20 protein-coding genes are annotated in these 22,625 nt (G+C 61.1%); 12 read left to right on the top strand and 8 right to left on the bottom strand.

What is annotated here, in order from left to right:
• Window positions 1–36: 36 nt before the first annotated feature.
• Window positions 37–2,523: a circularly permuted type 2 ATP-grasp protein gene (locus KCG87_RS04410; RefSeq protein ID WP_134785308.1), complete on the top strand. Its 2,487-nt coding sequence runs from the start codon at window positions 37–39 to the stop codon at window positions 2,521–2,523.
• Window positions 2,523–3,413, top strand: a complete 891-nt coding sequence (locus tag KCG87_RS04405; protein WP_098966948.1) for a transglutaminase family protein — start codon at window positions 2,523–2,525, stop codon at window positions 3,411–3,413. Before KCG87_RS04410 ends, KCG87_RS04405 begins: the two co-directional genes overlap by 1 nt.
• Window positions 3,414–3,624: 211 nt before the next feature.
• Here the strand turns inward: KCG87_RS04405 and KCG87_RS04400 are convergent, their stop codons facing one another.
• A complete protein-coding gene (locus tag KCG87_RS04400; protein WP_097089877.1) occupies window positions 3,625–3,813 on the bottom strand; it encodes a hypothetical protein in 189 nt (62 codons plus the stop codon).
• Window positions 3,814–3,881: 68 nt separating this feature from the next.
• A complete protein-coding gene (locus KCG87_RS04395; RefSeq protein ID WP_003221147.1) occupies window positions 3,882–4,469 on the bottom strand; it encodes a TIGR00730 family Rossman fold protein in 588 nt (195 codons plus the stop codon).
• Window positions 4,470–4,809: 340 nt separating this feature from the next.
• Between KCG87_RS04395 and azu the strand changes: the two genes are divergently transcribed.
• Window positions 4,810–5,256, top strand: a complete 447-nt coding sequence (azu, locus tag KCG87_RS04390) for an azurin (protein ID WP_098966950.1) — start codon at window positions 4,810–4,812, stop codon at window positions 5,254–5,256.
• A 198-nt stretch (window positions 5,257–5,454) separates the two neighbouring features.
• On the opposite strand, the gene nadE is transcribed toward azu, so the two are convergent.
• From nadE to KCG87_RS04375, 3 genes are all read right to left on the bottom strand, one after another.
• The gene (nadE, locus tag KCG87_RS04385) at window positions 5,455–6,282 is read right to left on the bottom strand and encodes an ammonia-dependent NAD(+) synthetase (RefSeq protein WP_098966951.1); all 828 of its coding nucleotides are present in this window, start codon (window positions 6,280–6,282) and stop codon (window positions 5,455–5,457) included.
• A 4-nt stretch (window positions 6,283–6,286) separates the two neighbouring features.
• On the bottom strand, window positions 6,287–7,510 hold the full coding sequence (gene pncB / locus KCG87_RS04380) for a nicotinate phosphoribosyltransferase (RefSeq protein ID WP_041065644.1): 1,224 nt from the start codon (window positions 7,508–7,510) through the stop codon (window positions 6,287–6,289).
• A 214-nt stretch (window positions 7,511–7,724) separates the two neighbouring features.
• Window positions 7,725–8,636, bottom strand: a complete 912-nt coding sequence (locus KCG87_RS04375; protein WP_098966954.1) for a LysR family transcriptional regulator — start codon at window positions 8,634–8,636, stop codon at window positions 7,725–7,727.
• A gap of 165 nt (window positions 8,637–8,801) precedes the next feature.
• Here KCG87_RS04375 and KCG87_RS04370 point away from each other — a divergent pair, with 165 nt between their 5' ends.
• From KCG87_RS04370 to KCG87_RS04330, 9 genes are all read left to right on the top strand, one after another.
• A complete protein-coding gene (locus tag KCG87_RS04370) occupies window positions 8,802–10,292 on the top strand; it encodes an aldehyde dehydrogenase family protein (protein WP_210556698.1) in 1,491 nt (496 codons plus the stop codon).
• Between the two features lie 154 nt (window positions 10,293–10,446).
• Window positions 10,447–11,730, top strand: coding sequence for an FAD-binding oxidoreductase (locus KCG87_RS04365; RefSeq protein WP_210556697.1), 1,284 nt, complete (start codon window positions 10,447–10,449; stop codon window positions 11,728–11,730).
• Window positions 11,731–12,098: 368 nt separating this feature from the next.
• Window positions 12,099–13,232: an ABC transporter substrate-binding protein gene (locus KCG87_RS04360; RefSeq protein WP_027613531.1), complete on the top strand. Its 1,134-nt coding sequence runs from the start codon at window positions 12,099–12,101 to the stop codon at window positions 13,230–13,232.
• Window positions 13,233–13,470: 238 nt separating this feature from the next.
• A complete protein-coding gene (locus tag KCG87_RS04355) occupies window positions 13,471–14,385 on the top strand; it encodes a branched-chain amino acid ABC transporter permease (RefSeq protein WP_027613532.1) in 915 nt (304 codons plus the stop codon).
• Between the two features lie 3 nt (window positions 14,386–14,388).
• On the top strand, window positions 14,389–15,690 hold the full coding sequence (gene livM, locus KCG87_RS04350) for a high-affinity branched-chain amino acid ABC transporter permease LivM (protein WP_135294846.1): 1,302 nt from the start codon (window positions 14,389–14,391) through the stop codon (window positions 15,688–15,690).
• Window positions 15,687–16,559: an ATP-binding cassette domain-containing protein gene (locus KCG87_RS04345; RefSeq protein ID WP_027613534.1), complete on the top strand. Its 873-nt coding sequence runs from the start codon at window positions 15,687–15,689 to the stop codon at window positions 16,557–16,559. Before livM ends, KCG87_RS04345 begins: the two co-directional genes overlap by 4 nt.
• Window positions 16,556–17,272 carry an ABC transporter ATP-binding protein gene (locus tag KCG87_RS04340; RefSeq protein ID WP_047600666.1) on the top strand — a complete coding sequence of 239 codons (717 nt, stop codon included), beginning with the start codon at window positions 16,556–16,558 and terminating at the stop codon, window positions 17,270–17,272. The genes KCG87_RS04345 and KCG87_RS04340 overlap by 4 nt, the downstream gene beginning before the upstream one ends.
• An 850-nt stretch (window positions 17,273–18,122) precedes the next feature.
• Window positions 18,123–18,887, top strand: coding sequence for an SDR family oxidoreductase (locus KCG87_RS04335; RefSeq protein ID WP_027613536.1), 765 nt, complete (start codon window positions 18,123–18,125; stop codon window positions 18,885–18,887).
• Window positions 18,888–19,061: 174 nt separating this feature from the next.
• A complete protein-coding gene (locus KCG87_RS04330) occupies window positions 19,062–19,967 on the top strand; it encodes a cation diffusion facilitator family transporter (protein WP_098966960.1) in 906 nt (301 codons plus the stop codon).
• 122 nt (window positions 19,968–20,089) lie between these two features.
• On the opposite strand, the gene KCG87_RS04325 is transcribed toward KCG87_RS04330, so the two are convergent.
• From KCG87_RS04325 to ureG, 3 genes are all read right to left on the bottom strand, one after another.
• On the bottom strand, window positions 20,090–21,223 hold the full coding sequence (locus KCG87_RS04325) for an AGE family epimerase/isomerase (RefSeq protein ID WP_210556695.1): 1,134 nt from the start codon (window positions 21,221–21,223) through the stop codon (window positions 20,090–20,092).
• 181 nt (window positions 21,224–21,404) lie between these two features.
• Entirely contained in the window at window positions 21,405–21,977 is a 573-nt protein-coding gene (locus KCG87_RS04320; RefSeq protein WP_098966964.1) for a HupE/UreJ family protein, read from the bottom strand.
• 27 nt (window positions 21,978–22,004) lie between these two features.
• Window positions 22,005–22,619, bottom strand: a complete 615-nt coding sequence (ureG, locus tag KCG87_RS04315) for an urease accessory protein UreG (RefSeq protein ID WP_098966966.1) — start codon at window positions 22,617–22,619, stop codon at window positions 22,005–22,007.
• Window positions 22,620–22,625 lie beyond the last annotated feature (6 nt).

Below are 22,625 nucleotides of genomic sequence, written 5' to 3'. Positions count from 1 at the left end.
TAGTCTGACCGTTCCCTGCTGTCTGCCGAGCTTTCCATGCCTGACCTGCTAGACCGCTACCCGCTGACCGCGGGCACTTATCACGAACTGCTGAATGACAGCGGGGAAGTGCGCCCGCATTGGCGGCGGCTGTTCGATCAATTGCAGCGCAGCACCCCGGGGCAACTGGTGCAGCGGCAGGCGTTGCTGGCCCGGCAGATTCAGGAAAACGGCGTGACCTACAACGTCTATGCCGATCCCAAGGGCGCTGACCGCCCGTGGGAGCTGGACCTGCTGCCGCACGTGATCGCTGCTGATGAGTGGCAGCAACTGTCGGCGGGGATTGCCCAGCGAGCACGCTTGCTCAATGCGGTACTGGCCGATCTGTATGGGCCACAGCGGCTGATCAGCGAAGGGTTGTTACCGGCGGAGCTGGTGTTCGGCCACAACAATTTTCTCTGGCCCTGTCAGGGCATCGCGCCACCGGAAGATGCCTTTCTGCATCTGTACGCCGTGGACCTGGCGCGCACGCCGGACGGGCGCTGGTGGGTCACGGCGGATCGTACTCAGGCGCCGTCGGGCGCGGGGTATGCGCTGGAAAATCGCACCATCGTTTCGCGGGCGTTTCCCGAGTTGTACCGCGATCTGAAAGTGCAGCACCTGGCCGGCTTCTTCCGCACCCTGCAGGAAACCCTCGCGCGTCAGGCGCCGTGTGCCGATGACGCGCCGCTGGTGGTGTTGCTCACGCCAGGGCGCTTCAACGAAAGTTACTTCGAACACCTTTATCTGGCACGCCAGCTCGGTTATCCGCTGGTGGAGGGCGGCGACCTCACCGTGCGCGATGCCACGGTGTACCTGAAAACCCTCAGTGGTCTGCGCCGGGTGCACGCAATCATGCGCCGGCTCGACGATGACTTCTGCGACCCGCTGGAGCTGCGCACCGACTCGGCACTCGGGGTGCCTGGCTTGCTGGAAGCGGTGCGTCAGGGCCGGGTGCTGGTGGCCAATGCGTTGGGCAGCGGCGTGCTGGAGTCGCCGGGATTGCTTGGATTTCTGCCGAAGATCAATCAGTACCTGTTCGGCGAGGAACTGCTCCTGCCGTCCATCGCCACCTGGTGGTGCGGCGAGGCACCGGTATTGGCGCAGGCGCTGGAAAAGCTTCCGGAGCTGCTGATCAAACCGGCGTTCCCCTCACAAAGCTTCGCCCCGGTATTCGGCCGCGATCTGAGTGAACAACAGCGCCAGGCACTCGCCGAGCGGATGCAGGCGCGGCCGTACGCGTATGTCGCGCAAGAGCTGGCGCAGTTGTCGCAGGCGCCGATCTGGCAAGCCGAAGACGGCCAGTTGCAACCGCGAGCCATCGGCATGCGCATGTACGCCGTGGCCAGTCGCGATGGCTATCGCGTATTGCCCGGTGGGCTGACCCGGGTCGCCGCCGAGGCCGATGCCGAAGTGGTGTCGATGCAGCGCGGTGGCGCGAGCAAGGACACTTGGGTGCTGGGCGAGCGTGCGCCGAGTGGCGAACAATGGAAAACCCAGCGCAACGTCGGCGTACACGATCTGGTGCGCCGCGATCCTTATCTGCCCTCGCGGGTAGTGGAAAACCTGTTCTGGTTCGGTCGTTACTGCGAGCGTTGTGACGACAGTGCGCGACTGCTGCGGATCATGCTCGCGCGGTATGTCGATGGCGATGATCCGCAAGCGTTGCAGGCCGCTGTGGAGCTGGGTGAGCGTCTGATGTTGCTGCCGGAGGAGGGTGAGCTGCCGGAGCGGCTGCTGGCGGCGCTGCTCGGCGAGGACTGGTCGTTCAGCCTGCGCTCCAACCTGCAGCGCCTGCAATGGGCGGCCTCGCAGGTGCGCGGCAAGCTCTCGCGGGAGAACTGGCAGGCCTTGGTCGAGTTGCAACGCGAGGCGCTGGAACTGGACACCGAGGAGCCGGACTTCGGCGAGTTGCTGGATTTTCTCAACCGGCTGGTGATGTCGCTGGCGGCGCTTTCGGGTTTCGCGCTCGACGACATGACCCGCGACGAAGGCTGGCGCTTTCTGATGATCGGTCGGCGGATCGAACGCTTGCAGTTTCTCAGCCGCAGTCTGGCCGCATTTCTGCGCGGCGCCGGGGCGTTCGATCAGGCGGGGCTGGAATGGCTGCTGGAACTGGGCAACAGCAGCATCACCTACCGTTCGCGGTATCTGGCGGTGGCGCAGTTGATTCCGGTGCTCGACCTGTTGCTGCTGGATGAGCAGAACCCGCACGCGGTGCTGTTCCAGTTAAAACTGGTGACCCGCACTTTGAAACGCTTGAACGATGATTTCGGCGTGCCTCGCGAGGCCGGATTGCCGCAGTTGGTCGAGCGTCTGGCTCGGTTCGATCTGGGCTGTCTGGAGAACCCGCTGTTCGGGGAAAACAGCGTGCGTGCCGCGCTCGATGGTCTGGCGGATTTGCTGCAAGAGATTGCCGAAGCCAGCGGTCAGGTGTCCGATCGGCTGGCGCTGCGCCACTTTGCCCATGTCGATGATGTCAGCCAGCGCACGGTGTCCGTCTGATGAGCGCGCACTACCAGATCTTTCACGACACCTGTTACCACTACGACAGCCCGGTTTCGCTGGCACAGCAACTCGCGCACCTGTGGCCGCGTGAGTGCACGTGGCAACGCTGCACCGAGCAGCAATTGCTGATCAGCCCGGACCCGACCACGCGGCGGGATGAACTGGATGTGTTCGGCAATCCGCTGACCCGACTGGCCTTCGAGCGCCCGCATGACGAGTTGCAGGTCAACGCCCGGCTCACGGTTGAGGTGCTGGCGCGGCCACTGGCGGATTTCAGTCTGTCCCCGGCGTGGGAGCAGACGCGCAACGCGCTGACCTACAGCAGTCAGCCGTTGTCCGCCGAAATGCTGGAGGCTTGTCGCTATCGGTTTCAATCACCCTACGTGCATTTGAAACGCAGCTTCGTCGAGTTTTCCGAAAGCTGTTTTCCTCCAGGCAGGCCCTTGTTGCTGGGCGTGCAGGCCTTGATGCAGAAAATTTTCAGCGAATTCACCTTCGATGCCGAGGCCACGCAAGTGGCGACGCCGCTGGTCGAGGTGCTCGAGCGCCGGCGTGGCGTGTGTCAGGACTTCGCGCATCTGATGCTCGCTTGCGTGCGCTCGCGAGGACTGGCAGCGCGCTACATCAGTGGCTATCTGCTGACCCAGCCGCCACCGGGGCAGCCACGGCTGATCGGCGCCGATGCGTCGCATGCCTGGGTGTCGGTGTTCTGTCCGGTATTGGGCTGGGTGGATTTCGATCCGACCAACAACGTGCAGCCGGCGCTGGAGCACATCACCCTGGCCTGGGGCCGGGATTTTTCCGATGTGTCGCCGTTGCGGGGGGTGATTCTGGGGGGCGGTTCGCATGATCCGGAAGTGCGGGTCACGGTGATGCCATTGGAATAACACAGCAACCCATGTGGGAGCGGGCTTGCTCGCGAAGGCGGTGTGTCAGTTACATCAATGTTAAAGGTGAAGACGCCTTCGCGAGCAAGCCCGCTCCCACAGGAAGCCGTATCGTGTTCGGAAAACGGGGAGGGTGTGGGGGCCAGCGGCTGAACCGCCAGCCCCGTCACAAATCCGCAGGGTCTGACTCGATCATCAAACCCGGTGGGGCTCAGGCGTCAGGCGCCTGGTCTTTCGGTGCATCAACAACTTCATCATCGTTGTCAGTCGCCACTTCACCGTCAGGGTTTAGTGCCGCTTCTTCAGCCTGTTGTTTCTTGCGCTGAAGCTTTTCCTCTTTCTTCTTTTCCTTTTCCAGGTCTCGTTGACGTTTGGCGAAGGAGTAATTGGGTTTGGCCATGGGCGATCCTCTGGGGTCGAAGGTGAGGTTGAGCGGCGCGTATTCTGCCCTGTATCGGTGCCTGGCGGTTAGCCGGGTTTTTGGTCGACCCACTTGGGCGTGACGGTCGGCTTCCAGTTATCCAGGGCGTCGAGCAGCGTTTGTGCTGATTCGCTCACTTGCAGCATGTCACGGTGTGGGGCGCGAACGAAGCCTTCGCCGACGATATGGTCAAGAAAAGCGGTGAGTTTGCTGTAAAAACCGTTCACCTCAAGCAGCCCCAGCGGCTTGCCGTGGTAACCGAGCTGGCCCCAGGTCCAGACTTCGAACAGCTCTTCCAGCGTGCCGAGGCCACCGGGCAACGCGATGAACGCATCGCTCAGTTCAGCCATGCGGGCCTTGCGCGCGTGCATGCCATCGACCACTTCAAGGCGCGTCAGGCTTTTGTGACCGATCTCCTTGTCCATCAGGCTTTGCGGAATGATCCCGATCACTTCGCCGCCAGCGGCCAGCGCGGCGTCCGCCACCAGGCCCATCAGGCCCACGGCACCCCCACCGTAAACCAGCGTCAGCTGGCGCTCGGCGAGAGCCCGGCCAAGGGCTTGGGCGGCTTCGGTATAAGCTGGATCAGTGCCGGCGTTGGCACCGCAAAATACACAAACGGATTTGAGAGACATGCCTTCCTCCTGGGTCAATCCGTCACAGGGTAATGGCTGGCACGCCTTGATCCAAGGACTAAGCTTCGCGTTCTGGCGATTCAAAGGTACCGCTGGCGCCACAGGCGTAGGCGGCGAGCAAACTGCACAACAGACCGTTAAAGAACATGATCGGTACTCCGTTTCAGTAGATGCGCCGATCATAGGCCCGGCCCGGGATTATCGCCGGTAGATTGTTTCGATGAGTGTCATAGCCTGAAAGTTGTATACAATTTTTGACTCAAGTCATAGGAACTTGCGAAGATTTCAGGCAGTCTTTCCACCATTAGTGTTTTTGTTAACCCTGCCTTGGAGATTCACCATGTTTTCCAAAGTTGTTGCGGTATCCCTGCTGGCGCTGGCCAGCAGCCAATTGATGGCTGCCGAGTGCAAAACCACCGTTGATTCCACCGACCAGATGTCCTTCAACACCAAGGAGATCGTGATCGACAAGAGCTGCAAGACCTTCACCGTCGAACTGACCCACTCCGGCAGCCTGCCGAAGAACGTCATGGGCCATAACCTGGTGGTCAGCAAAACCGCTGACATGCAGCCGATCGCCACCGACGGCCTGGCCGCTGGCATCGACAAGAACTACCTGAAAGACGGTGACGAGCGCGTTATCGCTCACACCAAGATCATCGGTGCCGGCGAGAAAGACACGCTGACCATTGATGTATCGAAGCTGACCGCTGGTACTGACTACGGCTTCTTCTGCTCCTTCCCGGGCCACATCTCGATGATGAAAGGCACCATTGCTGTGAAGTAAGCAGGCTCACCGCGTTATCGTTCTTCGCGAGCAAGCCCGCTCCCACAGGGTTTGTGTCGGTCACACATTTTGTGAACAACCGGGACACTGTGGGAGCGGGCTTGCTCGCGAAGAGGCCATCAGCATCGACAGGTGAACTGGCCAAAGAAAAGCCCGCTGAGGATCGCTCCTCAGCGGGCTTTTTCATTCGGTCGCCGATCAAGGCGCGAACGGCATGACCCGCTTGTGATGGGTCTTGTTGTAGGTGCTGACGATGATGTCGAACGCTTCCTGACGCACCGGCTCGCCGTGCAGGAAGGCGTCGATCTCGGCGTAGGTCACGCCGTGGGAGGCTTCGTCCGGTTTGCCCGGCGACAGGTCTTCCAGATCCGCGGTCGGCACTTTTTCCACCAGCGATTCCGGTGCGCCGAAGCTGCGGGCAATCGCCCGGACCTGGTTTTTCACCAGGCCGCTGAGCGGGGCCAGGTCGCAGGCGCCGTCACCGAACTTGGTGAAGAAGCCCATCACCGCTTCCGCCGCGTGGTCGGTGCCGATCACCAGACCGTGCGCGGCGCCGGCGATGGTGTACTGGGCGACCATGCGCATCCGCGCCTTGGTGTTGCCGAGCACAAAATCCACCGACACCGCATGTTTGCCTTCGAACGCCGCCACTTCCTTGGCCAGTGATTTGACCGCCGGGCCGATGTTCACCGTGTGGCGTTCGTCCGGAGCGATGAAGTCCACCGACGCCTGGGCGTCGTGCTCGTCGAACTGGGTTTCGTACGGCAGGCGCACGGCGATGAACTTGTAGGCGTCGTCGCCGGTGCGCTCGCGCAGTTCACGCATGGCGCGCTGGGCCAGCAGGCCGGCGGTCAGCGAGTCGACGCCGCCGCTGATGCCCAACACCAGGGTCTTGAGGCCGGAATTGACCAGGCAATCCTGGATAAAGGTGATGCGCCGGGCGACTTCCGCTTCGAGGGCCTGATGCCCGGCGAATGGCGGTTGCACCTTGAGCTGTTCAGCAATCTCACGCTGTACGGCTTGCATGAATTCACTCCTTGCTAGATAGGCTGGAAACGGCAGGAACCTGGAACACATGTCGCAAATAGGCGACGAAATTCGGGTCTTTGCAGTGGGTCTTGCCGGGCTCGTCGGAGATCTTCGCCACCGGCTGGCCGTTGCAGGCGGTCATTTTAAGCACGATGCTCATCGGTTCGACACCCGGAATGTCACAGGTCAGGTTGGTGCCGATGCCAAAGCTGACGTTGATCCGCCCGTGCAGCGCGCGGAAGATCTCCAGCGACTTGGGCAGGGTCAGGCTGTCGGAGAACACCAGGGTCTTGCTCATCGGGTCGATGCCGAGCTTGTGGTAGTGGGCGATGCACTTTTCACCCCACTGCACCGGATCCCCGGAATCGTGGCGCAGACCGTCGAAGAGCTTGGCGAAGAACAGGTCGAAATCGCCGAGGAAGGCGTCGGTGGTGATGCAATCGGTGAGAGCAATCCCCAGCAAACCACGGTACTCGCGCACCCAGCAGTCGAGGGCGGCGATCTGGCTGTCGATCAGCCGTGGGCCGAGTTGCTGGTGGGCCATGATCCATTCATGGGCCATGGTGCCCAGCGGCTTCATATCCAGTTCCCGTGACAGGTGCACGTTGCTGGTGCCGACGAAGCGCCCGGGGAAATCGTGCTTGAGCACGTTGACCACTTCTTCCTGCACGCGGTACGAAAAGCGCCGGCGGGTGCCGAAGTCGGCGACCTGCAATTGCGCCAGTTCGTCAGCCGAGGCGTTGGCGCTGAGCCAGTCGAACTTGCGATACAGCTGTTCCCGCGCCTGCACCAGTTCGATTTCCCGGTAGCGATAGCGGTTGCGCACTTCGCTGACGATCGCCAGCAGCGGCACTTCGTAGAGGATCACATGCAGCCACGGACCGCGCAGGCGGATGAACAACTCGCCGTTCTCGATCCCGGTGTGCAGGTAGCGCAGGTTGAAGCGGAACAGTCCGAGAAAGCGCAGGAAATCCGGTTTCAGGAAGGTGATGCGCTCGAGAAAGCTCAACTGGTCGGCACTCAGGCTCAGCTCGGCCAGGCGCTCGATCTGGTAGCGAATCTCGGCCAGATACGGCCGCAGATCCTCGCTGTTACGGCAACGAAACTCCCATTCGACTTCGACGTTGGGGTAGTTGTGCAGCACCGCCTGCATCATCGTCAGTTTGTAAAAGTCGGTGTCGAGCAGGTTCTGCACGATGCGATCGGCAAACACACTCTCGCTCATAAACGGGGTCTCCAGGTACACCGCGCGGATGCGCGGGATCAATCAATGACGCTAGTGGCGCATATCAGCGGTGGGGATTGCCAGCATTTTTTAAGAGCGTCGAGATCACCTGTGGGAGCGGGCTTGCTCGCGAATGCGGTGGGTCAGTCAATTCAAATGTGACTGATGCACCGCATTCGCGAGCAAGCCCGCTCCCACAGGGTTGTTGAAAACTCTATATCGGCGTCAGGTCCGGGCTATCAATCTGCTCCAGCATCCACTTCACAAAATCCCGCACCTTCGGCACTTCCGCCGCATGTTCCGGGTAGGCCAGGTAATAGGCGTCGGAACTGGGCATTGCATGCTGCCATGGAATGACCAGTTTGCCGTCGGCCAATTCCTCTTCCACCAGAAACCGTGGCAGCAGCGCCACACCGCAGCCGACCTGGGCGGCGCGGATGCACATATAAAAGGTTTCGAAACGCGGGCCGTGGTAGCTGTGTTCGGTGTGGTAACCCTGACTGTCGAACCAGTCATGCCAGGCCTGTGGGCGCGAGGCGTTTTGCAGTAGCACCAGATCGGTCAGTTGCGTCGGATCGGTGAAGGGCTGATCCGGCAGGCTGCCGGGCGCACAGACCGGCACCAGCTCTTCGCCGAACAGCTTCAGGCATTCGGTGCCGGGGCGTGAGCCCTGACCGAAATAGAACGCCAGATCGCTGCGCCCCTGCAGCAAATCGTCGGCCTCCTGTTCGTTGCACAAGTCGAGATGGATCGACGGATGGCGCAGACGCCAGCCCTTCAGACGCGGTACCAGCCAGCGCGCGCCGAAGGTCGAGGGTGTAGAGACGCGCAGGACTTCGGTCTCGCCGCCGTAGGAGCGCAGGTAATGCGTGGACATTTCCACCTGGGTGAGGATTTTTCGGACTTCCACCAGGTACAAATCCCCGGCCGGGGTCATCTGCAAGCGACGACGCACCCGACGGAACAACAAGTGCTGCAACAATTCCTCAAGCTGCGCCACTTGCTTGCTGACAGCGCTCTGGGTCAGGTTCAGCTCTTCGGCGGCCCGGGTGAAGCTCAGGTGCCGGGTCACGGCCTCGAAGCACTGCAACGCGGTGATCGATGGCAGGTGGCGTTTATTCAGCATGGGTGATCCCTTTTTCTTGTCTTTCTGTGCGCAGCATGAATAAACGGAATGATATCTCGCGTAAAGGTCGTTTGTTGCCTTGCCCTCGGGAAGCTACAACTAAAGGCCTGCCCGGTCGCGAAAATGCGTCCGCACACATTCTGTTTTTCGCTTGAGGAGTGACCCATGGTTGCCGCATTGCTTGATCGTCTTGGTGTGAACCCGGCCCTGTATCAGAACGGCAAAGTGCCGGTGCATTCGCCCATCGACGGCAGCCGCATCGCCGCGGTGAACTGGGAAGGCCCGGCCGAAGTCGAGCAGCACATCAGTCGCGCAGATCATGCTTTCGAGCTGTGGCGCAAGGTGCCGGCCCCGCGTCGCGGCGAACTGGTGCGTCAGTTCGGCGAAGTGCTGCGTGAGTACAAGGCTGACCTCGGCGAACTGGTGTCGTGGGAAGCGGGCAAGATCACTCAGGAAGGCCTCGGTGAAGTGCAGGAGATGATCGACATCTGCGACTTCGCCGTCGGTCTGTCGCGTCAGTTGTACGGTTTGACCATCGCCTCCGAGCGCCCGGGCCACCACATGCGTGAAACCTGGCATCCGCTGGGCGTGGTCGGCGTGATCAGCGCGTTCAACTTCCCGGTCGCGGTGTGGGCGTGGAACACTACGTTGGCGCTGGTCTGCGGTAACCCGGTGGTGTGGAAGCCGTCGGAGAAAACCCCGCTGACCGCACTGGCCTGTCAGGCGCTGTTCGATCGTGTGGTGAAGAATTTCAGCGATGCGCCGGCGCACCTGTGCCAAGTGATCATCGGTGGTCGCGATGCTGGCGAAGCGCTGGTGGATGACCCGCGTGTCGCGCTGATCAGCGCCACTGGCAGCACCCGCATGGGCCGCGAAGTGGCACCGAAAGTCGCCGCACGTTTCGCCCGCAGCATTCTCGAACTGGGCGGCAACAATGCGATGATCCTCGGCCCAAGCGCCGATCTGGACATGGCCGTGCGCGCCATTCTGTTCAGTGCGGTCGGCACTGCCGGGCAGCGTTGCACCACCCTGCGTCGGCTGATTGCTCATGAATCGGTGAAGGAAGAAATCGTCACCCGCCTCAAAGCCGCGTACGCCAAAGTGCGCATCGGTCATCCGCTAGAAGGCAATCTGGTCGGCCCGCTGATCGACAAACACAGCTACGAAAATATGCAGGACGCGCTGGAGCAGGCACTGAGCGAGGGCGGCCGGGTGTTCGGCGGCAAGCGTCAGCTCGAAGATCAGTTCCCCAACGCCTACTACGTGTCGCCGGCCATTGTCGAAATGCCAGAGCAGAGCGACGTGGTCTGCAGCGAAACCTTTGCCCCGATCCTCTACGTGGTCGGCTACAGCGACTTCCAGGAAGCACTGCGCTTGAACAATGCGGTGCCGCAGGGCCTGTCGTCGTGCATCTTCACTACCGACGTGCGCGAGGCCGAGCAGTTCATGTCGGCGGTCGGCAGCGACTGTGGCATCGCCAACGTCAACATCGGCCCGAGCGGCGCGGAAATCGGCGGCGCGTTTGGTGGCGAGAAGGAGACCGGTGGCGGTCGTGAGTCGGGCTCCGACGCCTGGCGCGCCTACATGCGCCGCCAGACCAACACCGTGAACTACTCGCTGGAGTTGCCGCTGGCGCAGGGCATTACCTTCGACTGAGTTTGGAATGAAGCAGATCCCCTGTGGGAGCGGGCTTGCTCGCGAAAGCGGTGGGTCAGTCGACACAGATGTTGGCTGAAACACCGCTTTCGCGAGCAAGCCCGCTCCCACAGGATCAGCAGTGTGTTTGGCAGGTTTCTGTTGGAGTCTGGCAATGCCGTTACGCGAAGAATGTCTGTGGGAAAAACTCACGCCGCAGCGCCCGGATAACTCCGCCCTGCGCGGCGAGGTCAAAGTCGATGTCTGCGTGATCGGCGCCGGGTTTACCGGGTTGTCGGCGGCGCTGCATCTGTTGGAAAAAGGCAAAAGCGTCTGCGTGCTCGAAGCGCATCGTGCCGGGCATGGCGGCTCCGGACGTAATGTCGGGCTGGTCAACGCCGGCATGTGGATCCCGCCGGATGAGATCGAGGCCGGATTCGGCGAAGCGGTCGGCAGTCAGCTCAACCGCATGCTCGGGGCGGCGCCGGCGCTGGTGTTCAGCCTTGTGGATAAATACAACATCGATTGCCAGTTGCGCCGCGAAGGCACCCTGCACATGGCGCACAACGCCAAGGGCGAGGCGGATCTGCGCAGTCGCGAGCAACAATGGAAGCGTCGCGGGGCGCCGGTCGAGTTGCTCACCGGCAAGGCCTGCGAGCAAGCCACCGGTACGCAGAGGATCGCCGCCGCACTGCTCGACCGCCGCGCCGGTACGCTCAACCCGATGGCCTATGTCACCGGCCTGGCCAACGCGGTGAAGGGCCTGGGCGGGCAGATGTTCGATCACTCGCCAGTGACCCGTCTCGAACGCGTGGGCCAGCTATGGTCGGTGCAGACCGAGCTAGGTTCGGTACTCGCCGAGCAAGTGGTGATCGCCTCCAACGCCTACACCGAGGGCGACTGGACCGAACTCAAGCGCAACTTCTTCCCCGGTTACTACTATCAGGTCGCTTCGGTGCCGCTGACCGAAGACGCCGCCCATGACATCCTCCCCGGCGGGCAGGGCTCGTGGGACACGCGCCAAGTGCTGAGCAGCATCCGTCGTGACAAGGACGGCCGGTTGTTGCTCGGAAGTCTGGGCAACGGCAATCAGAAGCCGACGTGGTTCCTCAAGGCCTGGGCCGACCGGGTGCAGCAACACTACTTCCCCAACCTGAAACCGGTGGAATGGGAATGCACCTGGACCGGGCGCATCGCCTTCACCCCCGATCACCTGATGCGCCTGTTCGAACCGGCGCCGGGACTGGTGGCCGTCACCGGTTACAACGGTCGTGGCGTGACCACCGGCACCGTGGTCGGCAAAGCCTTCGCCGACTACCTGTGTGACGGAAATCCTCAAGCCCTGCCGATCCCCTTCGCACCGATGCAGCCCCTGGCCGGCGTCGGCCTGCGCAGTTGCCTGTACGAGGCCGGCTTCTCGCTGTATCACGCGGGCCAGTGCCTGCGCATCGTCATTTGAGTGTTGAAATATGTTGCCGGAAGCGGCGCTTTTCGGCGTAGCGACTAGCCTCTAATGGTGCGGGTTGTAGCAGTCCCGCACCAGCAGTGTGCAGTTCGGTGACGCGAGCTGTTACAGGCTGGTTGCACGTCGTTTGGTGCCGCGGTTGCAATGATGGCGCAAGCGGGTTGCGCCTCAGATTTAAAAAGGTTTCACCTTCCGCGGTTTAGACGGTTGCACGCCCAATGAAAATGGGAACGAAACAGTCGAAATAACAAGAAAGCAGCGACTTTTTGAAGAATAAAAAACCGATGGCACGGCGCTTGCTCAGAGCATTCAGTGAAGTGAAGTCGCAGTGCCAACTAAAAAAAACCTTGGAGCACCACCTCATGTCCCAGACGTTTTACAAGAAAGGCTTTCTGGCCCTCGCAGTAGCTACTGCGCTGGGTGTTTCTGCGTTTGCTCAAGCTGATGTGAAAATCGGTGTAGCGGGTCCGATGACTGGCGCCAACGCGGCATTTGGCGAGCAGTACATGAAGGGTGCACAGGCAGCGGCGGACGCAGTCAACGCGGCAGGCGGCGTCAACGGCGAGAAAATCGTACTGGTCAAGGGCGATGACGCCTGCGAACCGAAACAGGCAGTGACAGTCGCCAAGGATCTGGTCAACCAGAAGGTAGCCGGCGTGGTCGGTCACTTCTGCTCCTCTTCCACCATCCCCGCCTCGGAAATCTACGACGAAGCCGGCGTTATCGCGATCACCCCGGGTTCCACCAACCCGCAAGTGACCGAGCGCGGCCTGAGCGCCATGTTCCGTATGTGCGGGCGTGACGACCAGCAAGGCATCGTCGCGGGCGACTACATCGTCGACGTGCTCAAGGGCAAGAAGGTCGCCGTGCTGCACGACAAGGACACCTACGGTCAGGGCCTGGCCGATGCGACCAAGGCTCAACTGGAAAAACGTGGCGTGAAGCCGGTGCTGTATGAAGGCCTGACCCGTGGCGAGAAAGACTTCAGCGCTGTGGTCACCAAGATTCGTGCAGCCGGTGCCGACGTGGTCTACTTCGGCGGCCTGCACCCGGAAGCCGGCCCGCTGGTCAAGCAACTGCGTACCGAAGGCCTGAAAGACGTCAAGTTCATGTCTGATGACGGCATCGTCACCGACGAACTGGTGACCACCGCCGGTGGCCCGCAATACGTTGACGGCGTGCTGATGACCTTCGGCGCCGACCCTCGCCTGCTGCCAGACAGCAAGACGGTAGTGGACGCGTTCCGCAAGGCCGGCACCGAGCCTGAAGGCTACACCCTGTACGCGTACGCGTCGGTTCAGACCCTGGCGGCCGCCTTCAACGGCGCCAAGTCCAACAGTGGCGAAAAAGCCGCCGAGTGGCTCAAGGCCAACCCGGTGAAAACCGTCATGGGCGAGAAAGCCTGGGACAAGAAGGGCGACCTGAAAGTCTCTGACTACGTGGTTTACCAGTGGGACAAGGACGGCAAATACCATCAGCTGGAAAAACAGAAGTAAGGGCTGACGCGATCATCCGAACACCATGAACCCCTGTGGGAGCGGGCTTGCTCGCGAATGCGGGATGTCAGTCGCCATCAACGGTAGCTGATACACCGCTTTCGCGAGCAAGCCCGCTCCCACAGGAGGCGATGGTGTTCCGGGGGAACGTGTCTGCATTGCTCCGACGTAAATCTGTATTTTTCCTAGAAGAACCGCCCGCTCCGGTGGGCAGGTTCTCATTGCGTGAGATTGCGTTATGGATGGTATTTTCCTGCAGCAACTGGTCAATGGCCTGACCCTCGGGTCGGTCTATGGCCTGATCGCCATCGGCTACACAATGGTCTACGGCATCATCGGCATGATCAACTTCGCCCACGGCGAGGTTTACATGATTTCCGCGTACCTCGCGGCAATCAGTCTGGCTCTGCTGGCTTACTTCGGTATCGAATCCTTCCCGCTGTTGATGCTCGGCACGCTGGTTTTCACCATCGTCGTCACCGGCGTCTATGGCTGGGTAATCGAACGCGTCGCCTACAAACCTCTGCGCAACTCCACCCGACTGGCACCGTTGATCAGTGCCATCGGTATCTCGCTGATCCTGCAAAACTATGCCCAGATCAGCCAGGGCGCCCGTCAACAGGGTGTTCCGACGCTGCTCACCGGTGCCTGGCGCATCGACGTCGGCAGCGGTTTCGTCCAACTGACCTACACCAAGATCTTCATTCTGGTCGCCGCATTTGTCGGCATGGGCCTGCTGACCTACGTGATCAAGTACACCAAGCTCGGCCGCATGTGTCGCGCCACCCAGCAAGACCGCAAGATGGCCTCGATCCTCGGGATCAACACCGACCGGGTGATTTCCTACGTGTTCATCATCGGTGCAGCGATGGCGGCGCTGGCCGGCGTGCTGATCACCATGAACTACGGCACGTTCGACTTCTACGCAGGCTTCGTCATCGGCATCAAGGCGTTCACCGCCGCCGTGCTTGGCGGGATCGGCTCACTGCCCGGCGCGATGCTCGGCGGGATCATTCTCGGCATCTCCGAGTCGCTGTTCTCGGGCCTGGTCAACTCCGACTACAAAGACGTGTTCAGCTTCTCGCTGCTCGTACTTGTTCTGGTCTTCCGGCCTCAGGGCCTGTTGGGCCGTCCTCTTGTGTCGAAGGTGTAAGCGATGTCTTCAACCACCCAAAAATCCATCGATATCAAAAAAAGTCTGGTTGAGGCGATTCTGGCCGGCCTGATTGCCCTGATCGTGTTCGGTCCGATTGTCGGCGTCGTGCTCGAAGGCTACAGCTTCAACCTCGAACCAACCCGCGTGGCGTGGATCATCGGCATTGTCATGATCGGCCGCTTTGCCTTGAGCCTGTTTCTGCAGACGCCCAAGGGCCTGAAGATTCTCGATGGATTCGAGAGCACCGGCTCCGGTGTGCATGTGCTGCCTGCCGATCACAAATCACGCCTGCGCTGGATCATTCCGCTGTTGATTGTGCTGGCGGTGATTGTGCCGTTTGTCTCCAACTCGTACCTGCTGGGCGTGGTCATCCTCGGGCTGATCTACGTGCTGCTGGGTCTGGGGCTGAACATTGTGGTCGGGCTGGCCGGTCTGCTCGATCTCGGTTACGTGGCTTTTTACGCCATCGGCGCCTATGGTCTGGCGCTGGGTTATCAATACCTCGGGCTGGGCTTCTGGACCGTGCTGCCACTGGCGGCAATCACTGCCGGTTTGGCCGGCTGCATCCTCGGTTTCCCGGTGCTGCGTCTGCACGGCGACTATCTGGCGATCGTGACCCTGGGCTTCGGTGAAATCATTCGCCTGATCCTTAACAACTGGCTGTCGCTGACCGGCGGGCCGAACGGCATGCCGGCGCCATTGCCGACCTTCTTCGGTCTGGAATTCGGCAAGCGGGCCAAGGATGGCGGGGTGCCGTTCCATGAGTTCTTCGGCATCGCCTACAACCCGGACGTGAAGTATTACTTCATCTACACGGTTTTGTTCCTGGTGGTACTGGCCGTGCTGTACATCAAGCATCGTCTGGTGAAAATGCCGGTGGGTCGCGCTTGGGAAGCCCTGCGCGAAGATGAAATCGCCTGCCGCTCGATGGGCCTCAACCACGTACTGGTCAAGCTTTCGGCGTTCACCATCGGCGCATCGACCGCGGGCCTGGCCGGGGTGTTTTTCGCCACCTATCAAGGCTTCGTCAACCCGACCTCGTTCACCTTCTTCGAATCGGCGCTGATCCTCGCCATCGTCGTGCTCGGCGGCATGGGCTCGACCATCGGCGTGGTGATTGCGGCATTCGTGTTGACGGTTGCTCCAGAACTGCTGCGCGGCTTCGCTGAATACCGCGTGCTGCTGTTCGGCATCCTGATGGTGTTGATGATGATCTGGCGACCTCGCGGGCTGATTCGCATCAGCCGTACCGGGGTCACTCCACGCAAAGGTGCCATTCACTATGAGAGGACTGCGCCATGAGTGAAGTCGTACTCTCTGTGGAAAAACTGATGATGCACTTCGGTGGCATCAAGGCCCTGAGCGATGTCAGCCTCAAGGTCAAACGCAACTCGATCTTCGCCCTGATCGGCCCCAACGGCGCCGGCAAGACCACGGTGTTCAACTGCCTGACCGGGTTCTACAAGGCCTCCGGCGGCAAGATCGAACTCAACGTGCGCGGCAAGCAGACCAACGTCATCCAGCTGCTGGGCGAGTCGTTCAAACCGACCGACTTCGTCTCGCCGAAAAGCTTCCTCAGTCGCCTGTACTACAAGATGTTCGGCGGCACCCATTTGGTGAACCGCGCCGGCCTGGCCCGGACATTCCAGAACATTCGCCTGTTCAAGGAAATGTCGGTGCTGGAGAACCTGCTGGTGGCGCAGCACATGTGGGTCAACCGCAACATGCTCGCCGGCATCCTCAACACCAAGGGCTACCGCAAGGCCGAAAGTGATGCGCTGGACTGCGCGTTCTACTGGCTGGAAGTGGTGGATCTGGTGGACTGCGCCAACCGTCTGGCCGGTGAACTGTCCTACGGCCAGCAACGCCGTCTGGAAATCGCCCGGGCCATGTGCACGCGGCCGCAGATCATCTGCCTCGACGAACCGGCTGCTGGCCTCAACCCTCAGGAAACCGAAGCGCTGAGCGCGATGATCCGGCTGCTGCGCGACGAGCACGATCTGACCGTGGTGCTGATCGAACACGACATGGGCATGGTAATGAGCATTTCCGACCACATCGTGGTGCTGGATCACGGCGTGGTCATCGCCGAGGGCGGTCCCGAGGCGATCCGCAACGATCCGAAAGTGATTGCCGCCTACCTGGGCGCCGACGAAGAGGAGCTGGTATGAGCAAACCGATCCTCGAACTGAAAGACCTGGACGTGTTCTACGGCCCGATCCAGGCCCTCAAGGGCGTGTCGCTGCAGATCAACGAAGGTGAGACCGTCAGCCTGATCGGCTCCAACGGCGCGGGTAAATCGACGCTGCTGATGTCGATCTTCGGCCAGCCGCGCGCGGCGGGTGGGCAGATCCTCTATCAAGGCGTCGACATCACCCACAAGTCCTCGCACTACATCGCCTCCAACGGCATCGCGCAGTCGCCGGAAGGGCGGCGGGTGTTCCCCGACATGACCGTCGAGGAGAACCTGCTGATGGGCACCATCCCGATTGGCGACAAGTACGCCAAGGAGGACATGCAGCGCATGTTCGAGCTGTTCCCGCGGCTCGAAGAGCGCCGTACCCAGCGGGCGATGACCATGTCCGGTGGTGAGCAGCAGATGCTCGCCATTGCCCGTGCGCTGATGAGCCGGCCGAAATTGCTGCTGCTCGATGAGCCAAGCCTGGGCCTGGCGCCGATCGTGGTGAAGCAGATCTTCGCCACCCTGCGGGAACTGGCGAAAACCGGCATGACCATTTTCCTCGTCGAGCAGAACGCCAACCATGCGTTGAAGCTGTCGGATCGGGCGTACGTGATGGTCAACGGCGAGATTCGCCTGACCGGTACCGGCAAGGAGTTGTTGGTGAATGAGGAGGTGCGTAACGCTTATCTGGGCGGGCACTGATTCTGCTTGAGTTGTCCACAAAGCCCCGCGACGAAAGTCCCGGGGCTTTTTACATCCCAAGTCCCGCACAAATCCCTTGTGGGGGCGGGCTTGCTCGCGAAGAGGGTGTGTCAGATAACGCCGTGTTTTATGACACATCCTCTTCGCGAGCAAGCCCGCTCCCACAGTTGATCTGCGCCAGATTTCAGAATTGTGGAAAACAAATTCCCATAGCTGCCAGAGCGCGACATATAGACGCTGCAAATGGCTGTTTTTCCACAGTTTTGACTTGTCCCCGTTTACTGTGGAGCTGGCTGTGAATAACGTGGGAGTAGCTGGCTGAAGCCCTTGTGTTCCGTGGCTTGCAGGCTGGTGATCGCTTTTTGATCAGGCGTTTTTGCTGGAGCTGAAGACGCTGTTGTCAACCTTTTTCTAGGCTGCGCTGTGGCGACAATCCGATGTGAACAAGCCTGTGGATAAGTCTGTGACTAAACTCTGGAAAGACTCCGCTGAGGGCCGTAATTACTGGCCTCGCGCAATCACTGCACTGACCGTCCGGTCGTGCAAAATGCCATCTCCGGCACATCAGCCGCTTCAGGGTCAAGCAAAAAACTTTCTGTTTCCCGCGCAAAGCCTTGTATGGCGCGGCTTTGCGCGTTTCCACTTGCCCCCGGAAACTGTGGAAGGGACTGTGGATAACGTGCGTGCACATGGCTACAGGCCACGGCAGGTATGGCGTAGCGACGGTTGATCAAAATTTGATCGGAAGTTGTCCCGGTGCGGGTGTTGCTCGTAAATGCCGGGCCGGGCATGCTGGCTGCTGATTTTCTATTCCAATGGCTGCGCTGGCGGCCGACGCAAGGAGAACACGATGTCCAACACCCTGTTTATTACCGGCGCAACCTCCGGTTTTGGTGAAGCCTGTGCCCGTCGTTTCGCCGAGGCTGGCTGGAAACTGGTGTTGACCGGCCGTCGTGCAGAACGTCTCGACGCGCTGTGCGCCGAGTTGTCGAAGCAGACTGAAGTGCATGGCCTGGTGCTCGACGTGCGTGACCGCAAGGCGATGGAAGAGGCAATTGCCAATCTGCCGCCGTCGTTCGCCAAGCTGCGTGGCCTGATCAACAACGCCGGGCTGGCGCTGGGCGTCGATCCGGCGCCCAAATGCGACCTCGACGACTGGGACACTATGGTCGACACCAACGTCAAAGGCCTGATGTACAGCACTCGTCTGCTGCTGCCGCGGTTGATCGCTCACGGCCGTGGCGCCGGTATCGTCAACCTCGGCTCCATCGCCGGCAACTACCCGTACCCGGGCAGCCACGTGTATGGCGCGACCAAGGCGTTCGTTAAGCAATTCTCGCTGAACCTGCGTTGCGACCTGCAGGGCACTGGCGTGCGTGTCAGCAACATCGAGCCGGGTCTGTGCGAAAGCGAGTTCTCGCTGGTGCGCTTTGCCGGTGACCAGGAACGCTACAACGCCACTTACGCCGGTGCTGAGCCGATCCAGCCGCAGGACATCGCCGAGACCATCTTCTGGGTGCTCAACGCCCCGGCGCACATCAACATCAACAGCCTGGAGCTGATGCCGGTGAGCCAGACCTGGGCGGGGTTTGCGATCGAGCGTAACAAGGCCTGACACCGCGTTGAGGCCATTCGCGAGCAAGCTCGCTCCCACATTTGATCGCGGTCTCATGTGGGAGCGAGCTTGCTCGCGAAGGGGCCGTCACAGGCAATAAATACCGATAAGGTAAACTCTCCTCGCAACAACCCCACCGCACCCTGCGGTTTTCAAGGTTTTCGAGGAGTTAAAGTGAGTAACCGAGGTGAGCAGTCACTGCTCAAACAATCGACCATCCTGATGTTCGCGGTGTCGATTGCCGGGATCGTCACCGGTTTTGTTTCAGGTTCGCAATCCATCCTTTTCGATGGTTTTTTCTCGCTGATCGCAACGTTCATCAAAGTGCTGATGCTGATCACCGCCCGGCTGATCGCCAAAGAAAGCAATCACCGCTTCCAGTTCGGTTTCTGGCATCTGGAGCCGATGGTGCTGCTGATCGAAGGCAGCTTCCTGCTGTTGATCGCGATCTATGCCTTTCTCAACGGTGTGTTCGGCATCATCAACGGCGGCCGCGACATCGAGCTGGGGCTGGTGATCATTTATGCGGCGGTGTTCACCGTCGTCGAATTCGCCTATTTCTTCTATGTGCGTCGGCGCAATCGCAAGCTCAAGTCCAGCCTGATCCAGTTCGACAACATCAGCTGGCTGGTGGACGCGATGCTCTCGGTCGGCCTGTTGATCAGTTTTCTCGCCGCGTTGCTGCTCAAGGCCCAGGGCTTTGACGAGTGGGCGAAGTTTGTCGACCCGCTGATCCTGATCGTGCTGGCGCTGACCATGTTGCCACCGGCGTTCAAAATCCTCGGCCCGGCACTGCGTGATGTACTGGGTATTGCCCCGGACACCCTGGATGATCAGGTGCGTCAGGTCATGGAAGCGGCGAAGGTCGAGCATGGTTTCGATGATTACGTGACCTACGTGCAGAAGCACGGGCGGGCGCGGTTTATCGAGATTCATGTGGTGTTGCCGGCGGATTATGCGCTGAGCAGCGTAGGTCAGCTGGATGTGTTGCGGGAGGAAATCTCGGCGCAGCTCGGCGAGCCGGATGCGGCACGCTGGTTGACGATCAGCTTTACCGGTGACAAGAAGTGGATTGCCTAGAGACCGTGTAACGGCTATTCGCGAGCAAGCCCGCTCCCACAGGGATCCAGGCTGTTCACAGATTATGTGTTCGCCGAAATTCCCATGTGGGAGCGGGCTTGCTCGCGAAAGCTATTTTTCAATCAACGCAGATATTCAGCCAGCCCGCTGTAGCACGTCGCCAGGTGATAAGGCGTCGTTGAAGGCATGTCCTTGCGGCTGACCTCTCCCAGCTCATCTCGGCATTCATGCCACCCGCCCGCATGCAGAAACCGCTGCTGCAGCGCCTGCAACTGGCGCAGCACGGTGCCTTCGCTGTCCGGGCGCAAGGTCAGGGCGCGCAGGTATTCCGCCTGAGCCCAGATGCGCTGAGTCGAATCTTTCGGGCGACCGTCCAGTTCCAGATCGAGCATCGCCCGCACCGCCCCTGAAGGCTGTTCAACACCGAATTGCTCGGTGAAAGCGAATGCCCGGTCCAGCGCTGCATGCAGTTTCGAACCGCGCAGCAGGGCTGAAGATTCAAGCAGGAAATACCATTCGAACTGATGCCCTGGCTCGTACCAGTTATCCACAGCCCCGAGCGGCTTCTCCATCAACACTCCGTGCTGCGGATCGACGAACTGCGTGTGCATGGCTGTGCATAACTCGAGCAGCGCTTGCTGCGTCGGCGCGTCTTCGCGCACCGCGAGGGTGGCGAGAAATGCTTCGGCCAGGTGCATCAGCGGGTTCTGCAGCGGGCCGGTTTGCAGCGTGATCCAGTCGCGGTCCAGGCACGCTTCGTACAGGCCGTCACCGGTGGCGAAGCGCCGGGCGATGACTTCCAGTGCGGCGTTGAGCGTGGATTCCACCAGCGGCTCCCGGGACTTGGCCCAGTAATGGGCGCAGGCGAACAGGATGAAGGCGTGGGTGTAGAGGTCTTTGCGCTGATCCAGCGGCTTGCCTTGCGCGTCGATGCTGTAGAACCAGCCGCCGTGCTCGGCATCGTGGAAATGCCGTTGCAGCGAGCGAAACAGCGCGGTGGCGCGCACCTCGGCGTTATCCACAACCCCGATCAGGCTGGAAAACAGATACAGCTGCCGTGCGCAGGCCATCGCCCGATAGCGTTGCGGTGGCAAAGGTTGATGCGCCGCGTCGAGTGCCTCGTAGGGCAGCGCCATGTCGGCGTTCCAGCCCGGGCCTTGCCAAAGCGGCACGATCACGTTCAGAAAGTGCTGTCGCACATCGCTGAACAGGGCGGTCAATTCGGGCAGGGAGGTGGAGCGGCAAGCATGGGGCATTGGCGGACGTCGTCACGGCTGGGGCGATTGCGCGACATGGTAGCAGAGCGACGGCCTGATGAGACGCGGTGTCTGTCAGTCCGCCTTCGCGAGCAAGCCCGCTCCCACAGGTTTTGTGTACACCGCAAATCCAGGGTGGGAGCGGGCTTGCTCGCGAAGAGGCCGGTTCAGGCGATAAAGATCAGCCGGCCAGCAACCATGCACCGGTCACCGCCGAAGCAGCCCCCGCCACTCGCACCAATGGTGCAGCAGCCTGAGGCAACACGCGCACCAGGCCATAACCCGCCGCATGCAGCGCCGCCGTCGCCGCGACAAAACCGGCGGCATACGCCCAAGGGCTGCTCATGTCCGGCAGCTCCAGGCCATGCGCCACGCCATGGAACAACGCAAACAACGCCGTCGCCGCCACCGCCATCACCAGCGGTGGACGCACCGCCAGTGCCACCGCCAGACCCAGCGCCAGCACCGAAGCGGCGATCCCGCTTTCCAGCGCCGGCAACTCCAGCCCTTCAAAACCGAGCATGCCGCCGATCAGCATGGTGCCGACGAATGTGCAGGGCAGCGCCCAGCGTGCCGCGCCTTGCTGCTGCGCGGCCCACAGGCCGACTGCAACCATCGCCAGCAAGTGGTCGAGGCCGCCGATCGGGTGGCTGATGCCGGCGATCAAGCCGCTGTCGCCGTGGCCCGGGTGGGCGAAGGCGAGTGCCGGGGTCAGCAGCAGCGCCACGGCGCCGAGAATGCGTTTGAGTGTCATGGATAAGCTTCCTTGTTGGTCATTGAATCAGGCGGCGTTCAGCAGGCCCTGGCGCTCGATGAAGGCGATGATGTCTTCCAGGCCCTGGCCGGTTTTCTGGTTGCTGAAGACGAATGGCTTGCCGTTGCGCATGCGCTGGGTGTCGCTATCCATCATTTCCAGCGAGGCACCGACCAGCGGCGCCAGGTCGATTTTGTTGATCACCAGCAGATCGGACTTGCAGATCCCCGGGCCGCCCTTGCGCGGCAGCTTGTCGCCGGCGGAGACGTCGATCACGTAGATGGTCAGGTCTGACAGCTCCGGGCTGAAGGTTGCCGACAGGTTGTCGCCACCGGATTCCACCAGAATCAGGTCCAGCCCCGGAAAGCGCCGGTTCAGTTGATCGACGGCTTCGAGGTTGATCGAAGCGTCTTCGCGGATCGCCGTGTGCGGGCAGCCACCGGTTTCCACGCCGATGATCCGCTCCGGTGCCAGCGCTTCGTTGCGCACCAGAAAGTCGGCGTCTTCGCGGGTGTAGATGTCGTTGGTAACGACGGCCAGGTTGTAGCGATCGCGCAACGCCAGGCACAGGGCCAGGGTCAATGCAGTCTTGCCGGAACCGACCGGGCCGCCGATGCCGACGCGCAGGGGTTGTGTGTTCATGTGCTT

Source organism: Pseudomonas sp. MWU347, assembly GCF_017947305.1.
Taxonomy (GTDB): domain Bacteria; phylum Pseudomonadota; class Gammaproteobacteria; order Pseudomonadales; family Pseudomonadaceae; genus Aquipseudomonas; species Aquipseudomonas putida_A.
Note: the sequence above shows the minus strand (reverse complement) of the source record. Positions and strands in the feature narration are given on the sequence as shown.